Origin of the sequence: Achromobacter sp. ES-001, assembly GCF_019448355.1 — a bacterium.
GTDB lineage: Bacteria > Pseudomonadota > Gammaproteobacteria > Burkholderiales > Burkholderiaceae_B > Achromobacter > Achromobacter spanius_B.
In genome coordinates this window covers 4,681,449-4,705,260 of record NZ_CP079940.1, presented here as the reverse complement: position 1 = coordinate 4,705,260, position 23,812 = coordinate 4,681,449, and the positions used below count along the sequence as shown (strand labels likewise).

The window sequence follows — 23,812 nt, the reverse complement described above, 5'->3', positions numbered from 1 at the left end:
CATGGTTGATATCCAAGCTATTAACGTAGGCCTTGCGCCCAACGATAAGAAGGGCGATCCGCTACGCGACGCGCTCGTAAAGGCCAATCTGAATTTCTCGGCGCTCAACATCGCGATTCAGGGCGTGCTTGATGGAAAGGGCCAAGCCAATGGCTTCGCCTCTTTGGGCGCGGATGGTCGCTTGTTGGCGGCACAGGCGCCCGTGGTCTATTCCGCTGCATTGCCCACGACCGCGCACGACCTGAATACGTATGTCACTCCCGGCACGTTCTACCAGACGACGATTGCAGGGGCCACGGCGGGCACCAATTATCCTGTGGCAAACGTGGGCTTTCTGGAAGTCGTAGCGACGGGTACGCCCGTCCTACAGATCTACACCACGCGCACCAACGTGCTGGCGTCCATGCAGCGGTTTTGGCGCGTGCGTCAGGCGGCAACGCTGTGGTCGGTGTGGAAAGAGGTAGTCGATGCGACGGCGCTGGCAGCGGTGAAGGCCACGGCTGATGCCGCTCTGCTGGCCGCGAATGCGGCTATTCCTGCCGCGCAGAAGGCCGCCGCGAATGGAGTGGGGTCCCTGGACGCTAGTGGCCGTCAGCCCATCGGGCAGCTGCCGGCGCCGATCCTCTTGCCCGCTACGGCTCACGATCTGGACACCTATGACCAAGACGGAACGTTCGGACAGAACGCTACGGCCGGTGCGGTTGCGGGCAGCAACTATCCGCCGGAGAAGGTGGCCGGTGTCCTCACTGTTCAGCGTGGAGGTGCAGGCAATATCCTGGCGCATCAATGGTATCGCACGTACTTCATTGAGAACTCCACGGTCTACTACCGCAACAAGACCTCTGCGGGCTGGGGTAATTGGGTCCGTCTCGCCAAATTCAGTGAGGCGATGACCCACACATTCTTGACTACCGCGACGGACGCGAACACGCTTGCTGCGGATAACACGTTCTACACCTTCACGTCCGCTACGCCATTTACCGGCGGCACGAATTGGCCGCCGACCTCCAGCATCATCGGAGGTCTGGTCGAAGTGGCTTATCTCGATGGCGGTCGCGTCATTCAGACATGCACTTTGCCGGTAGGTAACGGCAAGCCCCGCATCTTTCAACGCTATGGCGACCCGAGGGCTGGCGGGACTTGGCAGGCTTGGCGGATGATCGGTGCGGTTTCGTCCCCCGGTTGGCTCCCATCCGCCGATGCCGGTGATATCTACGTGGATGGAGTGGGGTGGCATAGCTGGAATGGCACGGCCTACGCGCAGACAACGCTGGCCACGACGCTGCCCACTGCGGCTCACGACCTGAATACCTACACGACCCCCGGGGACTATTGCCAATCCACCACAGCGGGCGCCGCAGCGGGTACGAATTACCCCGTAGCAATCGGCGGGCTCTTAAAGGTTACCCAGGCGGCCGGGGTTAACGCCACCTTTCAGGAGTACATCGTCCGCTCAGCTGGCGCCTTGTCATCGTCGAGCGGCCCTCGCCGCTACTGGCGAGCGCGCGACGGTAGCAATTGGTCTCTATGGCAGGAGGTGTTGACAACGGCCCTGGGAATGACGCATCAATTCCTGACCGCCGCGACTGACGCCAACACGCTGACTGCGGATAACACGTTCTACACCTGGACGGCATCGGCGGTCGCCGGCGGCGCAAACTTTCCGGGATACTCGGCCGCAGGCTACATGCGAGTTTTCTGGCATGCGGCGACGGTCGTTTCGCAAGAACTGACCTTGCTGGTGACTGGGGGTAAGCCGCTGAAGTTTGCTCGCTTCGGCAACTCATCCACGGGCGTCTGGCAACCTTGGAAGGTCACGTCTGCCTTCAACAGCACTGGCTGGATGCCCACCAACGACATGGGAGACATTTACGTCGATGGCTTGGGCTGGCATGCCTGGAACGGCACCGCCTACAAACTGACGTTCGCCGGCAAGGATCACGGCCAATGCCGCTTTGAATACGTTAGCGGTACGCAATGCCGGTTGGTCCCCTACAACGGTAACGGGTTGATTATTAACGGTCGTCAAGAAAGAGTGCCGACGGCAGGCGTTACTTTGTCGAACAGTCTGATGCCGCCCGGTGCGCTGGGTTACGTCTACGCGTATATGAGCGGCTCGACGATGGCCCTGGAGGTTTCCAGCGCTGCGGCACCGGTACTTGGTACTGACGGCGTTATGGTGAAAACCGGGGACGTCAGCCGCACGTTAGTTGGGATGGCGATTGTTCCAGCCTCGGACGGCCAATTCAAGTACGGCGCTGCGACCCGATATGTGGCGACATGGTTCAACCGTCGCCCGGTCATACTTTGGGAGACCGTCGCGCCAACGACGGGAGCCGACACTGGTGTTCAGCTAGATAACGGCGTCTCTGCGCTGTTGTGGGCTGGGTCCACGATAAAAGCGACTTGCAGCGGGCAGACAAGTTCCAGCACTCGAAGCGGTTCGTATATTCGCTTTTCTTTAAACGGTAGTCCGGCTGGTTCCGGGAACTACGGATACAGCATATCCGCTGGAAGTCAAATAGGTTTCAGCTTTTCCACTATGAATGATATTGCTTCGACCAACCTTTACACCCTTTACATGGTCGGCTTTGGCACTGGCCCCGCTGGAGGCGTGGGGTGGGTATTCGATCTTTTCGGCGAGGTCATGATCTAACCATGAAAACTATTGGACCAAACTTCTCTGACGAACTCGCGGTTGCGGGTCTTTCCGGACAGCCATTCTCGTGGACGGCCGAGGGCGAGCTGTTTTTCAGCGAAGACGCCAGTCAGGCCCTAAAGGACGCAGTACAAGCCGTGCTAGACGCCCACGACCCCGAAGCGGCGGCGCCCGCGCCGGTCCCGCAGGTCGTCAGCCGTTTCCAGGGGCGCGAGGCCATGTGGCACACGCCGCACGGCGACACCACACTGTTCGAAGCTGCCGAGGAAGTCCTCGCAGATCCTGACACGCCAGCCATGTATCGCCGGGCCTGGGACGATTTGCAGGAGTTTCGGCGCGATAGCGAAATGCTCGCAGCAGTCGCCGGCATGCTGGGCCTCACGGCTGCACAGATAGATGCGCTGTTTGTCCTGGCCGCCAGCATCCAGGCTTAAGGGGACGTCATGGGGATTTATGCAGACGTCCAAAAGCTGGAGGTCGGGGGTCTGGTCGACCTATTCGAGCTGGACGCCACCGGTATCGGCGGCACGCTTCAGCGCTTCCACGGCTACACGCAGGTAGGGCCGATCTGGTGGCAGGGCTATCAGTACGAACCTTGGGCCATCAAGGCCGATGGGTTTGAGCAGGTAGGAGAAGGGCAGCAGCCCACGCCTACGCTGTCTGTGGGCAACATCGGGCTGGATGGTGATGGCAACTCCATCGCGGGTGTCATCTCGTCGCTGTGCATCGCACTGGATGACCTGGTGGGCGCGCGGATCGTCGTGCGTCGAACGCTGGGCAAGTATCTGGATGCGCGCAACTTTACGGGTGGCAATCCAACGGCTGCGCCGGACGAAGAGCTGCCGCCAGAAATTTGGATCATCCAGCAGAAGACGGCCGAGACCGCCGAGGTGGTGGAATTTGAGCTGTCGAGCGCGCTGGACTTCAATGGCCAGATGCTGCCATCCCGGCAGATCATCGCGGGCATGTGCAGCTGGCTGACGAAAGGCGGCTATCGCGGCACCTACTGCGGCTACACCGGCTCGCGGATGTTCGACATCAACGGAAATCCTGTTTCCGATCCTGCTCTGGACCGATGTTCGGGGCTGCTGTCCGACTGCAAAAAGCGGTTCGGTGAATACGAAGTGGTCAACTTCGGCGGGTTCCCTTCAGCAGACCGCATCAGGGGATAAAACATGCGAAAGAAGACTATGACCGCCATCCGGGCGCACGCGGTGGCGGAGTACCCGCGCGAGTGCTGCGGGCTGGTGGTGCTGCGGGACCGCCGCGAAAGCTACCGGCCGTGCCGAAACATGGCGGAAGGCACGGACCATTTCATCCTTGATCCAGAGGACTACGCGGCGGCAGAAGAGGCAGGCCGCATCACCGCCGTCATTCACTCGCATCCCGACGTGCCAGCAGCGCCCAGCGAAGCCGACCGCGTTGCGTGCGAGGCGTCGGGCCTGCCTTGGTTCATCGTTGCGGTGGCGAAGGATGAAGCCGGGGCGGTGGCGGCCGGCGAGCTGGTGGGCGTCGCACCAGAGGGCTACGCCGCTCCGCTGCTGGGCCGCCCGTTCGCGCATGGCGTCCTGGACTGCTACAGCTTGGTGCGCGACTGGTACGCGCGAGAGCGTGGCATCACGTTGCGGGATTTCCACCGCGCTGACGGGTGGTGGGAAGCGGGTAAGAGCGGCGATCTGTACATGGATCTCTACGCCGAGGCGGGGTTCCGGCCGCTGACCAGCAGCGAGTCGATTGCGGCGGGCGATGTGGTGCTGATGCAAATCCGATCAGACCGCGCGAATCATGCGGGCGTGTTCATTGGCGCGCAGGCGCTGAAGGAAGAACCCGATCTGTTCCCCGTGCCGGACGCCATGCTCCATCACCTGTATGGGCGCGATTCGGAACGAGTGGTGTACGGCGGCTACTGGCGCGAGGCAACGCGACTGGTGCTGCGATACAAGGGGGAAGCGTGAGCGAAAAATTGCGGGAGGTGCGCTTGTACGGACGACTGGGCGCGCGTTTCGGACGCATCCATATGCTGGCGGTCAGCAGCACGGCGGAGGCCATACGCGCGCTCTGCGTGTTGATTCCGGGGTTTGAACGAGCGCTGGCTGATGGCGATGCGCACGGGGTGCGCTATGCCTGTTTTTTGGGTAAGCGAAACATTGGCGAAGATGAGCTGCAACACCCGGTAGGCGCGGACGCAATCCGAGTCGCGCCTGTAGTGGCCGGAGCTAAGCGCGCTGGCCTTTTTCAGACGGTACTGGGCGCTGTCATGATCGTGGTAGGTGCTGTGCTGACGTATACCGGCGTTGGCGCACCTATTGGTGCTGCGATGATGAAGATGGGGGCGGTGTTGGCCCTAGGTGGCGTGATTCAGATGTTGTCACCCCAACAGCGCGGACTTAGCGCACAGGACGGCCCGGAGAACGGCGCGTCTTACAACTTCAATGGTGCGGTGAACACCAGTGCGCAGGGGAATCCGGTTCCGCTGCTGTATGGACGCATGATCGTCGGTAGCGCCGTGATATCGGCAGGGATATTCGCGGAGGATCAGGTATGACAGGGAAACACTATCGAGCCAACAGGGCGCCTTCGGGCGCCCTTGTTGTTTCTGGAGCTGGGCGCGGGCTCAATCTTCCAGTGGTGGGGTTCGGAGGCGGCAAAAGCGGGGGAGGGGGGCGTAGTCCTAAAGAGTCGCCGGACAGTCTCCATAGCACGGCATATGCTCGCGTCATTGACCTGATCACCGAAGGCGAGGCGTATGGTCCTACGCATGGCGCGAGTGGCGCGGGGCGGGACACGTACTTGGACGGGACGCCGGTCGCAAACGAAGACGGCACGCTGAACATTCCAAACATAGCTATCGACTTTCGAACGGGTACTCAGACTCAGGACCCCCTGCCAGGGTTTCCCGCGTCTGAAACCACGACGGCCGTAAATGTGGAGCTGACCTCGACGACGCCGTGGGTCCGCGCGTTCACCAACACCCAGTTATCTGCAATTCGTTTGACGATGGCTGTCAATGGATTGTCGCAGGCGAATACCACCAATGGCGACATTGCGGGCTATCGGGTGCAGTACCGCGTAGAAGTCAGTACCGATGGGGGCGCATACGCGGTTGCGCTGGAAACGGCATTCGATGGGAAGACAACCCAACGATACGCGCGCTCGCACAGAATTGATCTGCCACCAGCCCGTTCTGGTTGGTCGGTCCGTGTGTCGCGTCTCACGGCCAATGCATCGAGCAGCACAATCGCTGACCGCACGTTTGTCGACGCCATCACGGAAATTGTTGATGCCAAGCTGCGCTATCCGATGTCCGCGGTGGTTGGCATCAAAGTGGACGCGTCGCAGTTTCAGAACATTCCTGTGCGCTCCTACGATTGGAAGGGCCGAATTATCAGGGTGCCGTCGAATTATGACGCGGAGCGCCGGACATACTCCGGCACATGGGACGGCACTTTTAAGGTGTCGTGGACGGATAATCCTGCTTGGATCTTCTACGACATTGTGAGCAATGATCGGTACGGGCTGGGTGAACGCATTCCGTCAGGCTGGTTAGACAAGTGGGGCTTGTACCAGATCGGCCGCTACTGCGACGAGCTGGTGCCGGACGGCTTTGGTGGGCAGGAACCGAGATTCACTTGCAACGCCTATTTGCAGACGGCCGCCGACGCCTATCGGGTTTTGCAAGACCTTGCATCTACGTTCCGGGGTATCGCGTATTGGGCCAGCGGTTCCGTGTTTGCCGTTGGCGACATGCCCGGCGACCCGGTCTACACCTTCACATCGGCCAACGTGATCGACGGACGCTTTAACTACGTTGGGTCAGCGCTGAACACCCGTTATACCGTAGCGCTGGTGTCGTGGAATGATCTGTCCGACATGGGCCGCCAGAAGGTCGAGTATGTAGAAGACCGCCAGGCGCTTGCGCGGTATGGATTGAAGCAGGTGGAGGTCACCGCCTTCGGATGTACCTCCCGTGCGCAAGCAAATCGCGTTGGAAAGTGGCTTTTGCTGACCTCGCGCATGGAAACGCGCTCGGTGTCATTCGAAGTGGGTCTGGATGCTTGCCGCGTGCGGCCTGGGAGCATCATCCGCGTGGCTGATCAGCATTTAGCGGGTCGGCGTATCGGCGGGCGCATCCGGGCCGCGACCGCTACGGTGGTCACGGTAGACGCAGAGCTGGGCGTCCGACCCGGGGACCGGCTGACGGTGAACCTGCCCAGCGGTGTGTCCGAAACGCGGATCATCAGCACGGCAGTGGGGCAGGGACTGACCTCCGATTTGACGACGTTTACGGTGGACTCCACCGAGCTGACTGCGGACATGGTGGGCGTACCCGGGACCGTCTTGATATTGACCGTTACTGCGCCATTCTCGGAGGTGCCTCAAGCCGAATGTGTATGGACGCTGGAATCCGAAGCGCTTTCTGCTCAGCGGTTTCGAGTTCTCGGCATCAAGCGCAAGGATGGGCTGACCGCTGAAATATCGGCTATTCAGCATGAGCCGGGCAAGTTCGACAGTGTGGATTTCGGAACCCGTCTTGATCCGCTGCCCATCACCGTTATCCCGCCCGGCGTTCAAGCTCCACCATCGGACGTCACGATCACTTCTTACCCGGTTGTGGCTCAGGGATACGCCAGTCATACGGCAGTGTTTTCCTGGAAGCCTGCGGCGAACGCTGTTGCTTATGAGGTGCAGTGGCGTCGGAACAATTCGGAGTGGGTGAATCTCCCTCGCACTGGATCAACCAGCATCGAGGTGCCCAATGTGTATGCGGGCGCATTCCTTTGCCGCGTGCGGGCGCTGAACGCCATGGACATTGCTTCGATATGGGCCTCATCGACGCAGACGCAACTGGATGGCATTCTCGCGCCGCCATCCACTGTGACGCACCTGGAACCCTCGCAGGGAACCTCAGCGCTTGTGTTTGCTATCCAGCTGAAATGGGGCTTTGCCCCGGGGCCGTCCATCATTGAGAAAACGGAGATTTGGTACAGCAAGACTCCAGACTTTGCGGACGCGATGCCGATGGGCGAGTACGCGTTTCCCCAGAACTCCGCTTTGCTGATGGGGCTTTCTGGCGGTGTGCGCCTCTATTTTTGGGCCATCTTGAGGGACAAGAACGGCTTGCCTGGCCCAAGGTTCCCCGCAGGCAACGGGGCGATGGGGCAGTCCAGCACCGAGCTTGGCGACATCCTGAACTACTTCAACGGACAGATCGGCCAGACGCAACTGGGCCAAGATGTACTAGCCCCGATCAAGAAGATTCCCGCGCTCGAGACGGGGCTGAGCGAAGAAGTCACCATCCGCCAAGAGCAGCACGAAGCGACGGCCGAGTCCATCAGAACCTTGACCACGAAGGTGGGGGAAAACGCTGGTCTGATTCAACAAGAAAGCAAAACGCGGGCTGATGATGTGAGCGCAATGGGAGAGCGCATAACAAGCGTACAAGCATCGGTCAAAGACGCCACGGACAAAGCCAACGACGCCTTCGCAGCTGTAGAGGAAACAAGCACCGCGATAGCCAAGCTGGACGGCAATGTGGCCGCCATGTGGAACGTCCGCGCAGGTGTGACTGTTGGTGGCCGTTACTACGCGGCTTCTATTGGCTTGGGCGTGGAGAGTTCGGGCGGCGTGACCGAAACGCAGTTTCTTGTGGCTGCCGACCGATTCGCCGTCATTCACCCCAATGGGCCGCAGGTGGTCACGCCGTTTGTAATTCAAGGCAGTCAGGTTTTCATGAACCAGGCGCTTATCGGTACGGCTTGGATCAAGAACGCAAACATCGATACGTTGGACGCCGGCAAGATTACGACGGGCACGATGAGCGCCGACCGCATTGATGTAGGGACGTTCAACGCCAAGGTGGCGAACATCGACCAGGCATACATAAGGTCTGCGAACATCCAGAGCGCTCAAATTGGCACCCTGCACTTACAGAACGGGGCGGTAACAGCAGGGAACGCTGTGGCAATCAATCTGGGCTTCGGTCAGGGAAGCAATGACAATGCCGTCCAGATCAACTTCACCATGCCGGCTGCCGGGAACGCCATTATTAACTATGACTTCGCCGCCAGATGCGATTCTGCGTCGGCGCTTCCGAGCGGCCAGGTACGACTGCTCTTGGACGGCAATCTCATCAGCCGGGCTCCGATTATCTTGTACACGCAAGATGAGCGCGACAACATGAAGTCGATGACCGCCATTGCTACGGGGATAGGTGCGGGCGCGCACACCCTCCGCCTTGAATTTCCACGCCCGAACGGTGGCACGGTCTGGGTCACAGGGAGTCTCGCCTTGATTTCGTTCGTCAGGTAGTCCAACGCATTTCAATTGCCCGCCTCGGCGGGCTTTTTTTTCGTCCAAACGGGAGGCAATCATGCGCACCGTCTACAGGAGCAGAGCAACTATGGAACCAGGTACTACGGGGCTGGGAGGCCTCGCTGCCTTGAAGGTCGCAATGGCGTATGGCGTGCCGGCGGCGTTGGCGGCCATGCTTGGCCTGCTGATCATGCCGCCACGGTCGGCGCGGGAGTTCACCGTCCGAACGATTTCGACCGTCGCATGCTCGTTCATGTTTGGGCCGGCGTTGGCCGGCGCGGTGATCGCGTGGAAACCGGGGCTGATGGACGCCATGATCTGGCTGGCGCAGCACGGCGCGGGCAGTGATGACGCGCTGCTGGCGAAGTTCTACGTGCTGGGACCGAGCATGCTGCTGGCCGGGCTACCTGCGTGGTGGGTATTGGGGGCGTACATGCGATGGATGGCAAGCATGCGCCAGAAGGGGCTGCTTGAATGGGTGGCCGAGGCCCGCGCGAAGATTCTGGGCGTGCGGCATGGTGGGGAGGGGTGATTGTGGATTTGAAGACTGTTCTCGATACCGCAATCGCACCTGCGCTTGCGCTCTTGCCCGCCAACCGCGACACCCGCGAAGCGCGCGTGATGCTGCTTGCCATTGGCTTGCAGGAGAGCCGTTTTGTGCATCGCCGGCAGATCAACGGTCCGGCCGTGGGCTTCTGGCAATTCGAACGCGGGGGCGGCGTGCGCGGCGTGCTGGCGCACGCATCGAGTTGGGCGGATGCGCGCTCAGTGTGCGCCGTTCGGGATGTCGAGCCGACCGCGACGGACGTGTACAACTCGCTGGCGCACGACGACATCCTGGCGGCAGCTTTCGCCCGCCTGCTGCTGTGGACTGATCCCCTGCGCCTGCCATCGCTTGGTGACGCGAACGGCGGCTGGGCGCTTTATCTGCGCACCTGGCGGCCCGGGAAGCCGCACCCCGAGACTTGGGCGGCGCTATACGCGCAGGCAATGGCGGCGGTTGGAGGCGGCAATGTCGGTATGGCTTGAGCGGTTTAAAGGCGTCCTGCTGCTTATCGGCCTCGCAGCAGCAACCCTGGTCAGCGTTTTCTACCGGGGGCGCGCTGGGGGGCGCCAGGCGGAGCGCCAAGAAAGGTCAGACCAAATAAACGAACAGAGGGCCAAGGCCCATCAGGAGGCGCGCGATGTGCAGCAGGAAACGGCCGGTATGGACGATGGCGCTATTGCTGATGAGCTTAAGCATGAGTGGGTGCGTGGCTCCGGCAAGGGTCGGGGTTGAATACTGCGAGTACGCACGGCCAGTGTATTTCGATGACGCGCAGCAGGTGTACGAAACGCCCGCCCCGGTCCGCCGGCAGATACGTGATGGCAATGCCGTATGGCGACGGCTGTGTGATCGCTCTTAGCTTGCATTCTGTATCATCGAGTTTTCGGAGGTGTTGAATGCGTGGAAGCTGTTGGGCAGCGAGTCTGTTGGTGGTGTTAGCCGGTTGCAGCACCACGCCTACACCCGTTGCAGACGCCAAGCCGGTTGACGCGGCGTATTTGTACAAGCTACAGGCGCCCGCGTCCGATTCTGACGCGCGTTTAGTAGTTGTCCGAGACCAGGGCTTTGTCGGCGGCGGCTGTCGTATGGGCTTCTATGTGGATGGCGAGCTTGTTGCGGACCTTTCCCCAAAAGAGAAGGCAGAGTTCTACGTACCTGCCGGGTTGCGGGTACTGGGGGCGGGCACGGCTGCGAGTGCTAAAGGGCTCTGCGCCGCAGCTGGCGATTCTTACCTTCGCCAGCGTGAAGCAACCCTTTCCCCTAGTCAGGAGCGCAGATTCCGTATGACTTCAGACGGCAACGGCGATCTGGATATTCTTCCGCTCGCCCCATAACGTAAATGTCGTGGGTGTCTCGAAAGCACATCAGTTGGAGAGATCTGGCCTGCGAACCGCGTGGCGCTCCAATTCTTTGTACTGCTTTTCCAGCGAAGCCAACGCCTCCTGGACATGCGCTAAAAGGCACTCTGGCGTGAGCGTGTCGTCTAGAAATCCGCGTGCGGCCGAAAGCGCTTCCTGGCGGCCCATTGCGAACGCTTCAATCAGCGTGTCACTGTCCGCGCGCAGCCGCAGTGTTATTTCGAACTTCGTCTTGCTTGCTTCGAACACTCGAATTTCAGGTAAACCCGGACATGCGAAAGAATTGATGCGAATGTCTTCCAGCGCCGCGCGGGCCACGGCGCCCGCTATATCGCAAGTGGACACTCGTTCTTGAGCATAGAAGGCCATGATTGCCCCTGCGTTGATAGGTGCGGACAATTATGAACCGTTTATGCCTGTGCGCGTTCCCTAGTCGGCCACCCCCTACGGTTTTTTGTGGGCGACGGCGATGGCGATGGCGCCGCTCGGCAACCGGTATTTGCCGGCTCCCAGCCAGACGACCGCCTCGCCAGTGGTTAGAGTGCACACATACTGGTGAACTGGTGCGGCATCAGGACAGCGTTTTATGACCAGGCGTCGTTCCACTCGACATGTGGACCGATCAGGCAGTTTGACGATAACGTCGGACAATCGGGAGCCGGAAGCCATAAATTGCCCCTCCTGTAGCCTGCGCGTCCGCATCGGGATCGATGTAATGTGCCGGCGGTCAGCGCTTTCCCGTGGCACTTCATTCGTAGCATGCAGTGAAGGACTGGGCGTATCCCCCAATCTGCCTATGGACAAAAGCCGCGAAACTCCAGGCAATAGAAAGCGCCCCGTAGAGGGGCGCTGAACGGCGGGCGGGCATACCGATTGCTGCAACGCATCGGCTCGCAAATCAAAGGCCCCGCCATGCTACGTGATGAACTGCTCGCAAATATGATCGCCCACGCTGCCCCCGGTCAAAATTTCGATGATTGGGCGGAAGTGCTTACCGAATACGCCAACTGCCTTGTGGAAATCAGTGACAGGCTGAGCGTTGATGAGTGCGCCAGACTCGTCAATGTGGGCTCCATGTTCTACCGCACGCTAGCCCGTGCGGAGGACTACCGCAGAACTTCGGTTCGCGGCGACTAGAGCGCGAACTCGGCTTCGCACCGTGGGGGACCGAGCCCGCACATGCTTTCGGAACCCTGCTTCCCATGCCTCGATCTTCAGTACCCAATCCGAGATCCGTTCTCCGGTATGTCCCGGCATTTCGGCAGCGCGTAAATACGGGCAGTCCCACAGGGTCAACCCCTCGCGGGCGGCTTTCGCGCCGAGCTTCTGGATATGATCGCAGTGCATTGCTGAACCCTCCAAAAGTATGGTCAATGGGAGGTCAGTATGCCGTTGACCGTGCGCCGCTTGCAATAGTGTTGCGGCACTACTGGCCGAGTACTGAAGAATCAGCCGTCGGTCCACTGCTTCCCTTTTCGGCGGCAGTGGTGCCTTCGGTCGGTTTGTTTGCCTACGGGCCGGTTGGGCGGCTAACCGCGCTGAAGCACGGTTGAGTGAAAAAGCTGGGCCTAGTGCGCACCGGGGCGCAATTTTGTCGGCGGCTGCGGGCGCTAGAGGTTAACGCCCGCAGCTTAACGCTACGCTGGCACGATCAGCGGAAATGCTCGTTTACCGCACTGCTTGGCCCACAGACGCTGACCATTCTTCAGCGTGATGTAGGGTCGGAAAATCACTTTCATGCCTTCCGGAATCGGAAAGTCGAAGCTAAGTTGCTTGCCCATATGGCACCTATTTCGCGAGGATTGCCCGCTGGTGACATAGGGTGTAGACTTCGAGTCGCCAAACACGGAAGTCATTCCGAATGTCAACCTGCTCGCCATGTCGCGTGTCATGGTCCGCCGGGTTGGGAGAGGGGTCATGGAGTTTCTCTATGACCCCTTTCTTTTTTATAAAACTGGCTCATTTGCGTTTTTAGAAGTCAAAGCAGAGTTGCCCGAATTCGGGTAGCCCCATACGTGCAAGCACGAATGTCGAAAAAGCGTCCGCTTGCCATTCTGAATCCTCTTCTGGGCAGGGTGGGGCGGACCGTTCGTTGTGAAGGACTGTTTTGTGGGCAAGCATCAGGTGTCCGAGTTCGTGGAACAGTAGACCAATTGCTTCCTGATCGCCTGCGCAGATTCGCAGGTATGTACTCTCTGGAATCCTGATTGTGAAATTCTCGGGCGTGCATAGGCCGTCGGTGAAAAACAGCCACTCGCTATCGTCGACAGGATCTATGCAGATTCTATGGCGGGACAGCCCCTCCATGAACTGTTCCATGTCAAACCGAGTACGTCTGCTGATGCGTAGAATTTCGCCAAAACGCTTGGCGCGCTTTTTGATCTTGTCGGCGTCGAGATGCACCACTCGGCTGCCCTTCAGTTCATACCGTTGAGTCGGCTCGCTCATCTTCGCCCTTCTTGTCGTTGTTGATCTTACCCAACAGGTCCGCAATCGTTTGGAGTTCTTCGGCGGTAAAGCTAGATTTTGCAAACCCCGCCACAAGCATCTGTTGCTGCAGCGGCAGACCATCAAGTGGTACCGCTTGGTTCGCTACGGCCGCGAGCTCATGTAAGCGAGCAACGGGGCGGCCCTGACCGCGAAAAAAGTGGTCAATCTTGGCAATCCACTGGTCAGCAATTTTTTTACGACCGGTCTCCATTGCGCTCAAAAACGATGCGGTGGTGCCAAGCGCCGTTGCCATCGAGAGCAGCGTCTGCCCCGTGTCGATCCGTGCCTTTCGCACGGCTTTGCCAAATTCTGTAAGTGCCATTTCAATCTCCCTGGTACCGCAGTGAGCCCATAAAGGGTCATGTACCTAAACTGCGGTCATTATGACCTGTCTGTTTGAAAAATTCAACCTAATTGGTTGAATGTATGCGTATTGTCGCGCGGCGACGACATAGGCCGTTCTTCATTGCATCCGCCAAGGCTGATACGCGCGCAGCCGGACGAACTCTCAGCGTCCTCGCGCAACTTCGGAGTTTCTTAACCCGCGCCAACGGTGACGGAAGGTAGCCAGTCGGCCGGGGCGCCTAACAGTTTTGTCAAGTGCGCCCCCAAGGCATCGAACGCTTCCTGTCGCTGGGGCAACATCGTCTGTCGCTGGTAGGTCCGGGTGGTCTTCTTCGCTTTCTTGTGGTTCAGGCAGAGGTCGATTACATCGGACGAGATACCAAGTTCGCCCATAATTGTGGCCCCCGTGCGGCGCAGATCGTGCTGCGTCCAATGGCCGCCAGGTAAGTCCAGTATCGTGCTGTTCTTGCGTCCCTTGACCGGCTTTGCCCGCGTCTGCCGGTCGGACAGGCGCCGGGTCACTTCCGTTTCCGACACGTGCCCACCATCGCGTCCCTCAAACACATACTCGCCGTCCCCTGGGATCTCGCACATGCGATCCCATACGGCCAGCGCGAACGGGCTCAGATGCACTAAATGAGGTTTCTTGTTCTTGGAGACTTCGGCGGGTATGGTCCAGGTGGCGGCTTTGCGGTTTACGATGCCTTTGCGTTTCATGGTTGCAACCTCCACGGCGCGCGCCAACGTAGCGAGGGTCCACCAAACAGCTAGCTCGGTATGGACCGGCAGTACGCGCCGCCTAGCGACGTAATAGCGGGACTTCGATTCCGGTGGCGTGGCAAGGATGTCGCGCAACATGACGATTTCCGAATCATCAAGTACGCGATCGCTTTCCTTGTCCTGCCCACCGGCGTCTTTCCGCGTGATGGCGGCAGTGGGGTCACCCTGCATCCACTCCCGCGCAGCCGCGTAGCGGAACATTTGGCCCAGTTCTCCCAACAGGAGATTGGCGGTGCGCATCTTGTTGGCCTCTCGAGCTGCGTCAATCACCTGCATCAATTGGCCGCGACGGATCTTGGTCAGCGCGATATCGCCAACCCTCGGTTTGACGTAGTTTTCGAAGCGGCTCTTGATCGACGCCTTGTCGCTTTCGCTGGAGCGGTTGCGCAAGACGTGCTTGTCATACCACACGTCGTAGAGGTCGCCGACCGTGGTTGGCGTGCCCGATTGCTCCTCCAGCAGAACGGAGGCCGCGTCGGGGCTGATGCCTTGGGCGACGAGGGCCTTCCGTTGCGTGGCCTTTTCGCGCGCATCGGCTAGGCGTAATCCCGGATAGGTTCCGATATACTCGCGCACGCGCTTTCCAGTGGTCGGGCTCGTGTAGCGGACCGCCCACATTTTCGTCCCGTTGGTTTTGATACGAAGGGCGAGCCCTCCACCGTCAGTGAGTTCGTATTCTCTAGCTTTGGGCTTTGCGGCGAGGATTGCTCGGTCGGTTAATAAGTTCGTTGCCATTGCCGGATCGTCAGAGTGCGTGGGAGGGTGGACCGCAAAGTGGACCACTGAAACGGCGCTTCAGTCAAACCAAGACAAACCGGGACGAACTCTAATAATTGCTATGTCATTGATATGTCGCTGAAAACTCGACCGGTACAAACCACGCCAAACCCTCAAAAACGCGACAAAAAACGATTTGGGAGCAGAGGGTCGTGAGTTCGAATCCCACCGCCCCGACCAAAAAAATCAAGGGCTTACGCTTTTATGGCGTAAGCCCTTGTGCTTTTGTGGCGGGCTATTCGCTGATGTGGTTGAACTGCACCGATTCCGGGGCAATGCCGCCTTGTTTCAGGCGGCTGTCCACCTGTTGTTCTTCGGTGTTGGCGCTGCTGCCTTCAGGCAGTTCCAGCCAGTTCGCCAATTCACGCTTGGCTTGCAGTGTCTCTGAGATACCGCCGTTGACCAGGGCGACGCCGTGGTCGCCGTCGAGTTTGCGATAGCTGATCTGCGTTTTCATTGTTTTCTCCTGACGTGAAGCATCCAAGAACCGCCCGTGCTTGTCGGGCGGTGCCAGTGCCGCTCAGCAAGTCCCGTTCCAAGCTGGCCCCCCTTACCCGAACCAGGCGGCGCCAAGCGGCAGCAAGCGGCACCAGACGGCAGCAGGCCGCGCCACGGGGACGGATGCAAAGGCGCCGGATCCGTCCACGGCCCACCCCTACGCCGGCTTGAACACCATCAGCCAGAAAATCCCCAGGAACGCGCCCAGCGCCGGAAAGCCCAGCACGAACCATGCGCGAAAGTAGCGCATGAACCGGGGCGATAGCGGTTCGCCGGCGGCGGCCGAGGCCGTCGCGCTGTCGCGCATCAGCATTTGCAGCCTCACGACCGGCAACCAGCAAGCGATCGCCACCGCATACAGCATCAACGAGGCGGACAGCCACGGCGTGTTCAAGGGCAACTGCATCAGGTGGGCCAGATACCAGCCGGTCAGCGGTTGGATGACGGCGGTGGTGGCGGTGAACAGCCAGTCGGCCACGACAACCACGCGCGCCACCGAGGCCACCACCTTGACGTCGCGGCGCAGGACCACGCACAGCAGGTAGAACGCCGACCCGATGCCCGTGCCGAACAGCAGCGTGGAAGACAGAATGTGCAGCAGCTTGAACCAAAGATATTCCATCACGGCCTCCGCGCGCGGCTATCGCATAGATACAGCAGCGCCAGCACCGCCAGCATCGGCACATTTTTCGAAATGGGGCCGAAGGGGTGCAGCCATTGCTCGGGCAATTGCACGGTGATGATGGCGGTGTAGCCCAGTATCAAGGCCATCTGCGCCAGCCACACCCAGCGCTTGCGCCCCCCCAGGTTCATCAACGTCAACACGCCCAGCACCAGGTCCAGGCCCGCCGCGCCCGCCAGCATGATCGGGGCCAGGGCGTGGGGCACGCCGGCGTCGGCAAGCAGCGCCAGGCTGTCCTGGATGGGGTACAAGCCCATGGACACCGCCGCCGTCCATAGCCAGACGGCGGCGATGCACAGCCGCATCACGGGCAGCATCGTGCGCAGGATGCTGTCGGCGCGCAGCGGTGCCTGCTCATGCGGCGCTATGAACGAAGGGGGGGCGACGGGGCTGCGGCCCAGCAGCGCGGCGAAGGCGATCGGGTTGCCGGTATTACCGCGGTTCAACATGGCCAGGCTGTCCGCGTCGATCAAGGAGCCTGGCATCCAGCTGCCGGCCCTGGCCGCGGCGCTCGCCATACGCGACGGCACCTGAATGATCCACTGCCTTCCCGCCATGCCCAGCCCGCCGCGCAGCATCGACAGGTAGGTCCGCACCGTGATGGGTTCGGGGCCGCAGAACGCCACGGTGACCGCACCGGGCGCCGGCTGCGCCAGCATCGCGCGCACGCCCGCAACCACATCATTGATGTGCACGGGCTGAACGCGCTGCCAGCCGCCCGCAGGCAAAGCGACGACAGGCATGACGGCAAGCTGGTTGAACAGCGCGGCGCTGCTGCCGCCCACGCCATAGACCAGCGACGGCTGCACGATGTAAGCCGGTGCGCCGGCCGCGCGCAACGCCTCGTCCGCTGCGCGCTTGCTGATATGAAAGCCCGATGCGGCCTCGGCATCCGCCCCCAGCGCCGAAAACTGGATGACCTGCGCGCCGTATTGCCGGGCCGCCGCGAACAGCGCCTTGGCCGCCTTGTCGTGCACGTTGGCAAAGCTGGCCGAACCCGACTCCCGAAAAATTCCGACGGTATTGATAACGGCATCCACGCCGGACAACAGCGGCGCCCAGTCTTCCACCCGCGTCAGCCGAGAAAAGTCCGCGGGCACGTATCTTGCTCGCGGCACGTTCAAGTCGCGGGGGCGTGGCGTGCGCACCAGGCATACCAGCTGATGGTCGTCTTCGCGCAGGGCGTCGACCAGCCGGCTGCCGATAAATCCATGCGCACCGGTCAGCAGAATTTTCATGCCTGTTCCTTTTTTGTCGCGGCGCCAGATCGGTTCAGCGGGTTCAGCAAACTGCATACCTGGCGAGGTCGGGCAACAACCCCCGGGCTGCCACCACATCAACCAGGGGATCACCATGCATGAATGGCGGCAAGCTTTTGTAGAAGGCGTACGCAGCGGTAGCGCGGCTAGCGCGTTGTCCACGTTGGCATTGATTGCGTTGGCTAAGCACCAGACCGGGCATGCCGCCGCCGCGACCAATGCGACCAGCCAGTGGCTGTGGGGCGAGCGCGCGCTGCACCAGGATGACCCCAGCTGGAAGCACACGGCGACCGGCCTGCTGATCCACCATGCGGCGTCTGTCTTCTGGGCCACGCTGCACGCCCGGGCCAGCGCACGCGCACAGCAGACGCGCTGGGGCAAGCGGCCGTGGATGGAAGGGGCGCTGGTGGCCGCCACATCGTGTTTTGCCGATTACCAATTAACGCCCAAGCGCTTGCAACCCGGCTTTGAGCAGCGACTGACGCGCGGCGCCTTGCTGTTGGTGTATATCGCTTTCGGCGTCGGCATTGCGTTGGCAACGGGCGGGGCATCGCCAGGCAGGCGGAACGATGCAGGCGGCAGCCGCCGTCGTGCTCGGCGGCCTTCACGCATACGTGATTGATGCCGGTTCGATTCGGGATTGACCCGGCTGCGGCACCGTTCGGACCCGCGCATCAAGAAAACACCCCGAGATCCGAAGACGCCCCCACGCGTCGGACCTCGGGGTGTGGGCGGCTCAGGCCGCTTGCCTGGCCTTACTTGGCTTTACCAGCCTGCGCGGCTTCCGCGTTGGTCTGCTGTAGCGCCAGCATGCTGAGCTTTTCGTCGGTGGCCTTTTCCTCGGCCAACGTTTCCTTCAACAGCGTCAACGCCTCGGTCAGGCCCAACTGCTTGGCGAAGGTGCACAACGTGCCGTAGCCGGCAATTTCGTAGTGCTCGACCTTCTGCGCGGCGGCAATCAACGCAGCATCGCGCACCGGCCCTTTTTCAACGTCTTCGATCACGTCGCGGCCTTCCTCCACCAGGCCTTCCATCGCCGCGCACTTGATGCGCTTGAGGCGGAAGTCGGCGGATTCGATGATCTTGTCGATGCGTTCGACCTGGCCGCGCGTTTCTTCCAGATGCTGGGTGAACGCTTCAGCAAGCGCTGGGTCCGAAGCGGCGCGGGCCATCTTCGGCAACGCCCGCGTCAGTTGCTTCTCGGCGCTGTAGATGTCCGACAGTTCATGCACGAATAGATCCTGCAAAGTCTTCTGGGTCATTGTCTGCTCCCGTGTGTTGATGGGTGTGATGGGTGTGAAGGTGGCCATGATTGGCGCAGCGCCATTCAGCAAACACCATGCCTGGCGCGCCGTGCTATTTCGCCTGGCCGTGGCCCTTAATGGCCTTTTGCAGTGCGCGCGCTTCTTGCAGATGGCGCTTCAGCGCGGGTAGCGTGTTGGCGGCAAAGCGCTTCAGGTCGGGATCGTTGGACTCTTTGGTGGCCTTGTCGAAGAGTTCGACGGCGTCTTCGTGCGCGGCCACCCCGATCTCGTCGCTGTACGCCTCGTCAAAGCCGTCGCTGCGCAGGTCCAGCGCCTTGAGCTTGGCGCTTTGCACCAGCGAGGGCTCCTTCGGCGTCTCGAAGCCTTTCTGTTTTGCCAGCGCTTGCAATTGCTGCCCCACGCGGGTGTGGTCGTCGACCATCTTTTGCGCGAACTGTTTGACCTTTGCGTTCTGCGATTTCTTCAACGCCAGTTTGCTGCCGTCCACTTCCAGATAACCCGATTCCGCCGCCCGGGTCAGGAAGCCGCGGTCTTCGCTATTGAGCTTGGTGATCGACGCGGCGGAGTCGGCGGGGTCCGGCTTGGGCGCGGATTGTGCGGATTGCGCGGCGGCCACGCCATGTGCGCCCAACATGATGGCGCCGCAAAGCGCTGCGACATAGACGTGCTTGGTCATGCGTGTCTCCTGGGTGAGGCCCGCCCGCGCGATGCCGCCCGGCGGGGCCATGCAACCTAGCAATCCGCATGCCCACGCACGCACGCGGTAGCGCCCGGAAAACCCGCTGCGAAGGCACGATAGTTGCTGCCCCAACCGCGCGATTCGCAACGCTGCGGTTGCATGTCTAAGGGGACACACATGAAAGCACTTTGCTGGCACGGAAAGCACGACATCCGGTACGACACGGTTCCGGATCCGATTCTGGAACATCCCGGCGACGCCATCATCAAGGTCAGCGCCTGCGCCATCTGCGGGTCGGACCTGCACTTGTTCGACGGCTTCATGCCGGAAATGAAATCGGGCGATGTGATGGGGCACGAATTCATGGGCGAGGTCGTCGAAGTGGGTAGCGAGACCAAGCGCCTGAAAGTAGGGGACCGCGTGGTGATTCCATTCACCATCACCTGCGGTCAGTGCGACCAATGCCGACGGGGCAATTTTTCGGTCTGCGAACGCACCAACCGCAATGCCGACGATGCGGCCAAGATGTTCGGTCACACCACGGCCGGGCTGTTCGGCTACACGCACCTGACGGGCGGCTACGCGGGCGGACAAGCGGAATTCGTCCGGGTGCCGTGGGCCGACACCACGCATATTCCCGTACCGCCCGAACTCACCGACGACCAGGTCCTGTTCCTGGGCGACATCCTGCCCACGGGATGGCAGGCCGCGATGCAATGCGAGATCGAGCCCACCGATACCGTTGCGGTGTGGGGCGCGGGGCCGGTGGGCCAGATGGCGGTGCGCAGCGCCGTGCTGCTCAACGCCCGTCAGGTGATCTGCATCGACGATGTGCCCGAGCGGTTGAAGATGGCCAGGGACGGCGGCGCCATTACGATCAACTTCGAGGAAGAAAGCGTGGTGGAACGGCTGAACGCGCTGACGCAGGGCAAGGGGCCGGACAAGTGCATCGACGCGGTGGGCATGGAGTCGCATTCAGCCAGCGCCATGGGGGGCATGTACGACCGCGTGAAGCAGGCGGTGGGCGCCGAGACCGACCGGCCGCACGTGCTGCGTGAAATGATCTACGTATGCCGGCCGGGGGGCGTGTTGTCCGTGCCTGGCGTATACGGCGGCATGATCGACAAGATTCCGTTTGGCGCGTCGATGAACAAGGGGCTGACCTGGCGCATGGGCCAGACGCACGTGCAACGCTGGACGGATGAGTTGCTGGACATGATCGTCAAAGGCCGCATCGATCCGTCATTCGTCATCACGCACCACGAACATCTGCAAGCCGGCCCGGACATGTACAAGACCTTCCGCGACAAGCAGGACGGCTGCATCAAGGTGGTGTTGAAGCCGTAATCGTTGCGACCCCGCGCACGGCTGCCGTCGGCTAGCCGCCCGACGGCAGCAGCTGCATGCCGGTGCGGCGCACGAATTCGTCGTAGCTGATGGGCGCGCCTTCCCTGGCGCTGGCGGCGTTGGCCTGCCAGTGCACCCACGAGCGGCCCGTCGTGGCGTCGTACACGACTTTATAGACGTGGCTGGGCACGGCGACGCCGGCGCCGATCGTCGCCGGTTTGCCGCTGTAGTAGGGGCCGGTATAGACGTACACGTCGCCCGCCGCGCGCATGACGTATTTGCGCGTGTCCTGCTCGATGCGGCTCCACGAGCCCGCGTTCTGTGTCTGATCTTGGGGCACCATGTTCGCCAGCGAGAAGCTTTGCGCCATGGTTTCCTTGGAATACATATCGCCGGCCGGCGCCATGTGGCCGCGCGAATAGCCCGACCCCTTGTAGTCATCCAGCGCGGCGCGTTCGGCGCCGGGCAGCCGCGCTTCCGCGTAGAACTTGTCAGTGCGCTGCATGCCCTGCGCCTGCGCGAGCAGCTTGCGGTTCAGGCGTTCAACAACGAAAACGGGGGTTTTGGTTTGACCGTTATGCAAGACGGCAAAGCCGGTAAAGCACAGTTCGCGCAGCGCCGCGCCGGACGGCACGACAGGCATCTGGCCTTTCGGAAAGAACTGCGGACAGTCGGCAAACCGCGTGTGGGTCAGCGCGCCCGACGGAATCACGGCCGGGGCAATTTTTTCCTGCGCGGGCCAACCCAGGCGAGCCAGAATGGCGTCGGGCGTCAGTTGCGCGGGCCATTGCGGTTTCAGCACATAGGTGGCGGCGCCGAAGCTGGCCAACGACGACACCAGCAGCGCCCTGATGAACCGGTAGGCTCGGCCGGCGGATTTTGTATTGCCCCGGGCGGCGGGGCGTTTCTTTCTTGCTGCTGGTTTCTTCGCGCGCGTCATGCTACCTGTGTGTTGCGGGCCGGCCCTTGATGCGGCCGGCGTCAACGGATTGTAGATGACTGCGGCCAGCCGCAAGCCGGCGCGTTTACAGCACCAATTTCAAGCCGATGGCCAGCATGGCCACGCCCACGCAGGCATCGAGCACGCGCCAGGCGCGCGGGTTGGCGAACAGCGGTCGAAGCAGGCGGGCGCCGTAACCCAGCGTGAAGAAAAACGCGAACGAAGCCGACATGGCGCCCAGCGCGAAGGCGACTTTCTGCCCTTCGTATTGGCTGGAGATGGACCCCAGCAGCACCACGGTGTCCAGGTAGACATGCGGGTTCAGCCAGGTGAACGCCAGGCAGGTGGCCAGCGTGGCGCCAAGCCCGGCTGTCTGCGTGGCCGACGGCGCCAGGCTGTCGTGCTGCGTGCGCCACGCCGACCGCAGGCTGCGCAGCGCGTACACAAACAGGAACAGCGCGCCGCCATAGCGCATGGCCGGCTCCAGCCAGGGCAGCGTGTCCACCGCCAGCCCGAAGCCGGCCACGCCCGTCGCGATTAGGATGGCGTCGGACACGGCGCAGGCCAGGCACACGGCAAACACATATTCCTGGCGCAGGCCTTGTCGCAGGACGAAAGCGTTTTGCGCCCCGATGGCAACGATCAGGCCCAGGCTGAGCAAAAATCCAGGAACGAACGCGGTCGTCATTGCAACCCCCATGAAAAGGGCGACAGACTAGCTGCTGGGGCCAGATTAGAAAAACTAATTAATCTAAACCGAGTTCAGGGCGGCTTAAGACGATGTCCGGGGGCGCGCCATATGCGAACTTGGGTACATGCCCGGCCCGGCACGCCGTGCCTTGCCGCGCCGTGGTGGCGTTCACGCAGAGGCATGTCCGGCCGCCACCAAATGGTCCAGCAACAGGCTGGCCGCCGCCGACAGCGCTTGCGCGTCGCGCAGGCAGATGGCAAAGCGGCGATGGCTCCAGGGATCCAGCAGTGGCAGCACGCGCAGCCCATGGGCCAGCGCATAGGGCGTGGCGACCTCGATGGGCGCGACGCTGATGGCCAGGCCGGCCAACACCACACGAAACGCCGAATCGAAATTGCTGACGGTGACGCGGTGGCGCAGGGTCTTGCCGCTATGGCTGGCCGCCGTCTGCAACATGCGCAAGACCGCGCCGGCGGCGGGCATGTTGACGTGTTCGAAGTCCAGCGCGTCGTCAAACCATACCGCCTCGCGCTGCGCCAGTGGATGGCCGGGCGCGGTCACGACAGCCAGGCGGTCGCCCCGGTAGGGCCGGGTTTGCAGGCCGTGGAAGTCGGCCGCGTCCCAGCAGATGCCCAGGCTGGCAATGCCGCCCTTTACCTCGCGCACGACCTCCTGGCTGACGCGTTCTTCCATGTCGACCCGGATGTTGCGATGGGGCGCCATTTGCAGAAACGCCGCGATGTCGTCGGCCAGGGATTCCGCCAGCACGGACGCCGTTGCCAGGATGCGGACCTGGCCCTTGACGCCGCTGGCATAGGCCGACATGTCGCGTTCGATGCGGTCCGAGCTGGCCAATATGGCGCGCGCGTGTTCCAGCAGGGTCTCGCCAGCCTCGGTGGGCTCGACGCCCCGGCGTTTGCGGGTCAGCAGCTTGGCGCCCACCGTGTCTTCCAGTTGCGCCAGTCGCTTGCTGATGGCCGATCCCACGATGCTGGCGCGTTCGCCGGCGCGCGCAATATTGCCGGTTTCGCATACCGAGATGAACAGGCGCAGGGTGGTGATGTCCAGATCGCGCATGGCGGGCTGCCTTGATATGAAATTCCGATTGGGAATATTAAACGTTCCAAAATACCGCTGGTGCGCGAATAGAGAATATCTAAACTGGCTTCATCTTCATCTTCAT

Annotated in this window: 26 protein-coding genes; 12 read left to right on the top strand and 14 right to left on the bottom strand. The window is 61.5% G+C overall.

Annotation, left to right across the window (positions count from 1 at the left end):
- The first annotated feature begins 1 nt into the window (after position 1).
- From KYT87_RS21220 to KYT87_RS21180, 9 genes are all read left to right on the top strand, one after another.
- On the top strand, positions 2 to 2,656 hold the full coding sequence (locus tag KYT87_RS21220) for a pyocin knob domain-containing protein (protein WP_219990797.1): 2,655 nt from the start codon (positions 2 to 4) through the stop codon (positions 2,654 to 2,656).
- Between the two features lie 2 nt (positions 2,657 to 2,658).
- A complete protein-coding gene (locus tag KYT87_RS21215) occupies positions 2,659 to 3,093 on the top strand; it encodes a hypothetical protein (protein WP_255593398.1) in 435 nt (144 codons plus the stop codon).
- Between the two features lie 9 nt (positions 3,094 to 3,102).
- Entirely contained in the window at positions 3,103 to 3,831 is a 729-nt protein-coding gene (locus KYT87_RS21210; protein ID WP_219990796.1) for a phage minor tail protein L, read from the top strand.
- Positions 3,832 to 3,834: 3 nt separating this feature from the next.
- Positions 3,835 to 4,614, top strand: coding sequence for a C40 family peptidase (locus KYT87_RS21205; protein ID WP_219990795.1), 780 nt, complete (start codon positions 3,835 to 3,837; stop codon positions 4,612 to 4,614).
- Positions 4,611 to 5,204, top strand: coding sequence for a tail assembly protein (locus tag KYT87_RS21200; RefSeq protein WP_219990794.1), 594 nt, complete (start codon positions 4,611 to 4,613; stop codon positions 5,202 to 5,204). Before KYT87_RS21205 ends, KYT87_RS21200 begins: the two co-directional genes overlap by 4 nt.
- 245 nt (positions 5,205 to 5,449) lie before the next feature.
- Complete coding sequence (locus KYT87_RS21195) at positions 5,450 to 8,968, top strand: host specificity protein J (RefSeq protein WP_255593397.1); 3,519 nt, start codon at positions 5,450 to 5,452, stop codon at positions 8,966 to 8,968.
- Between the two features lie 91 nt (positions 8,969 to 9,059).
- Positions 9,060 to 9,503 carry a hypothetical protein gene (locus KYT87_RS21190; protein WP_219990792.1) on the top strand — a complete coding sequence of 148 codons (444 nt, stop codon included), beginning with the start codon at positions 9,060 to 9,062 and terminating at the stop codon, positions 9,501 to 9,503.
- 2 nt (positions 9,504 to 9,505) lie between these two features.
- Positions 9,506 to 10,000, top strand: coding sequence for a hypothetical protein (locus KYT87_RS21185; RefSeq protein ID WP_219990791.1), 495 nt, complete (start codon positions 9,506 to 9,508; stop codon positions 9,998 to 10,000).
- A complete protein-coding gene (locus tag KYT87_RS21180; RefSeq protein WP_219990790.1) occupies positions 9,984 to 10,250 on the top strand; it encodes a hypothetical protein in 267 nt (88 codons plus the stop codon). Before KYT87_RS21185 ends, KYT87_RS21180 begins: the two co-directional genes overlap by 17 nt.
- A 632-nt stretch (positions 10,251 to 10,882) precedes the next feature.
- Here the strand turns inward: KYT87_RS21180 and KYT87_RS21175 are convergent.
- Positions 10,883 to 11,245: a hypothetical protein gene (locus KYT87_RS21175; RefSeq protein WP_219990789.1), complete on the bottom strand. Its 363-nt coding sequence runs from the start codon at positions 11,243 to 11,245 to the stop codon at positions 10,883 to 10,885.
- Between the two features lie 504 nt (positions 11,246 to 11,749).
- Between KYT87_RS21175 and KYT87_RS21170 the strand changes: the two genes are divergently transcribed.
- A complete protein-coding gene (locus tag KYT87_RS21170) occupies positions 11,750 to 12,013 on the top strand; it encodes a DNA-3-methyladenine glycosylase (protein ID WP_255593395.1) in 264 nt (87 codons plus the stop codon).
- Here KYT87_RS21170 and KYT87_RS29980 read toward each other — a convergent pair.
- From KYT87_RS29980 to KYT87_RS21135, 8 genes are all read right to left on the bottom strand, one after another.
- Entirely contained in the window at positions 11,966 to 12,223 is a 258-nt protein-coding gene (locus KYT87_RS29980; protein WP_304505140.1) for a CrpP-related protein, read from the bottom strand. The two genes, KYT87_RS21170 and KYT87_RS29980, sit on opposite strands and share 48 nt — an antisense overlap.
- 290 nt (positions 12,224 to 12,513) lie before the next feature.
- Positions 12,514 to 12,657, bottom strand: a complete 144-nt coding sequence (locus KYT87_RS21165) for a hypothetical protein (RefSeq protein WP_219990788.1) — start codon at positions 12,655 to 12,657, stop codon at positions 12,514 to 12,516.
- A gap of 190 nt (positions 12,658 to 12,847) precedes the next feature.
- The gene (locus tag KYT87_RS21160; protein WP_219990787.1) at positions 12,848 to 13,324 is read right to left on the bottom strand and encodes an ImmA/IrrE family metallo-endopeptidase; all 477 of its coding nucleotides are present in this window, start codon (positions 13,322 to 13,324) and stop codon (positions 12,848 to 12,850) included.
- Positions 13,299 to 13,688 (bottom strand): helix-turn-helix transcriptional regulator, encoded by a 390-nt coding sequence (locus tag KYT87_RS21155; RefSeq protein WP_219990786.1) that lies wholly within the window; start codon positions 13,686 to 13,688, stop codon positions 13,299 to 13,301. Before KYT87_RS21155 ends, KYT87_RS21160 begins: the two co-directional genes overlap by 26 nt.
- 215 nt (positions 13,689 to 13,903) lie before the next feature.
- A complete protein-coding gene (locus KYT87_RS21150) occupies positions 13,904 to 15,226 on the bottom strand; it encodes a site-specific integrase (protein ID WP_219990785.1) in 1,323 nt (440 codons plus the stop codon).
- Between the two features lie 277 nt (positions 15,227 to 15,503).
- Entirely contained in the window at positions 15,504 to 15,725 is a 222-nt protein-coding gene (locus tag KYT87_RS21145) for a hypothetical protein (RefSeq protein ID WP_219990784.1), read from the bottom strand.
- Positions 15,726 to 15,923: 198 nt separating this feature from the next.
- The gene (locus tag KYT87_RS21140; protein ID WP_046806225.1) at positions 15,924 to 16,388 is read right to left on the bottom strand and encodes a DUF2269 domain-containing protein; all 465 of its coding nucleotides are present in this window, start codon (positions 16,386 to 16,388) and stop codon (positions 15,924 to 15,926) included.
- Positions 16,388 to 17,686: an SDR family oxidoreductase gene (locus KYT87_RS21135; protein ID WP_219990783.1), complete on the bottom strand. Its 1,299-nt coding sequence runs from the start codon at positions 17,684 to 17,686 to the stop codon at positions 16,388 to 16,390. The genes KYT87_RS21140 and KYT87_RS21135 overlap by 1 nt, the downstream gene beginning before the upstream one ends.
- Between KYT87_RS21135 and KYT87_RS21130 the strand changes: the two genes are divergently transcribed.
- The gene (locus KYT87_RS21130; protein WP_219990782.1) at positions 17,685 to 18,329 is read left to right on the top strand and encodes a hypothetical protein; all 645 of its coding nucleotides are present in this window, start codon (positions 17,685 to 17,687) and stop codon (positions 18,327 to 18,329) included. The genes KYT87_RS21135 and KYT87_RS21130 overlap by 2 nt on opposite strands.
- 133 nt (positions 18,330 to 18,462) lie before the next feature.
- Here the strand turns inward: KYT87_RS21130 and KYT87_RS21125 are convergent, their stop codons facing one another.
- Positions 18,463 to 18,969, bottom strand: a complete 507-nt coding sequence (locus KYT87_RS21125; RefSeq protein ID WP_046806222.1) for a ferritin-like domain-containing protein — start codon at positions 18,967 to 18,969, stop codon at positions 18,463 to 18,465.
- 94 nt (positions 18,970 to 19,063) lie between these two features.
- Positions 19,064 to 19,648: a DUF4142 domain-containing protein gene (locus tag KYT87_RS21120; protein ID WP_255593394.1), complete on the bottom strand. Its 585-nt coding sequence runs from the start codon at positions 19,646 to 19,648 to the stop codon at positions 19,064 to 19,066.
- 180 nt (positions 19,649 to 19,828) lie between these two features.
- On the opposite strand from KYT87_RS21120, the gene KYT87_RS21115 reads away from it, so the two are divergent.
- Positions 19,829 to 20,998, top strand: a complete 1,170-nt coding sequence (locus KYT87_RS21115) for a zinc-dependent alcohol dehydrogenase (protein WP_104144530.1) — start codon at positions 19,829 to 19,831, stop codon at positions 20,996 to 20,998.
- Between the two features lie 31 nt (positions 20,999 to 21,029).
- On the opposite strand, the gene KYT87_RS21110 is transcribed toward KYT87_RS21115, so the two are convergent.
- The 3 genes from KYT87_RS21110 to KYT87_RS21100 form a co-directional block, all read right to left on the bottom strand.
- Entirely contained in the window at positions 21,030 to 21,938 is a 909-nt protein-coding gene (locus KYT87_RS21110; protein WP_219990781.1) for a DNA/RNA non-specific endonuclease, read from the bottom strand.
- Positions 21,939 to 22,023: 85 nt separating this feature from the next.
- Positions 22,024 to 22,626 carry a LysE/ArgO family amino acid transporter gene (locus tag KYT87_RS21105; protein ID WP_219990780.1) on the bottom strand — a complete coding sequence of 201 codons (603 nt, stop codon included), beginning with the start codon at positions 22,624 to 22,626 and terminating at the stop codon, positions 22,024 to 22,026.
- Between the two features lie 171 nt (positions 22,627 to 22,797).
- Entirely contained in the window at positions 22,798 to 23,706 is a 909-nt protein-coding gene (locus KYT87_RS21100; protein WP_104144528.1) for a LysR family transcriptional regulator, read from the bottom strand.
- Positions 23,707 to 23,812: the final 106 nt, after the last annotated feature.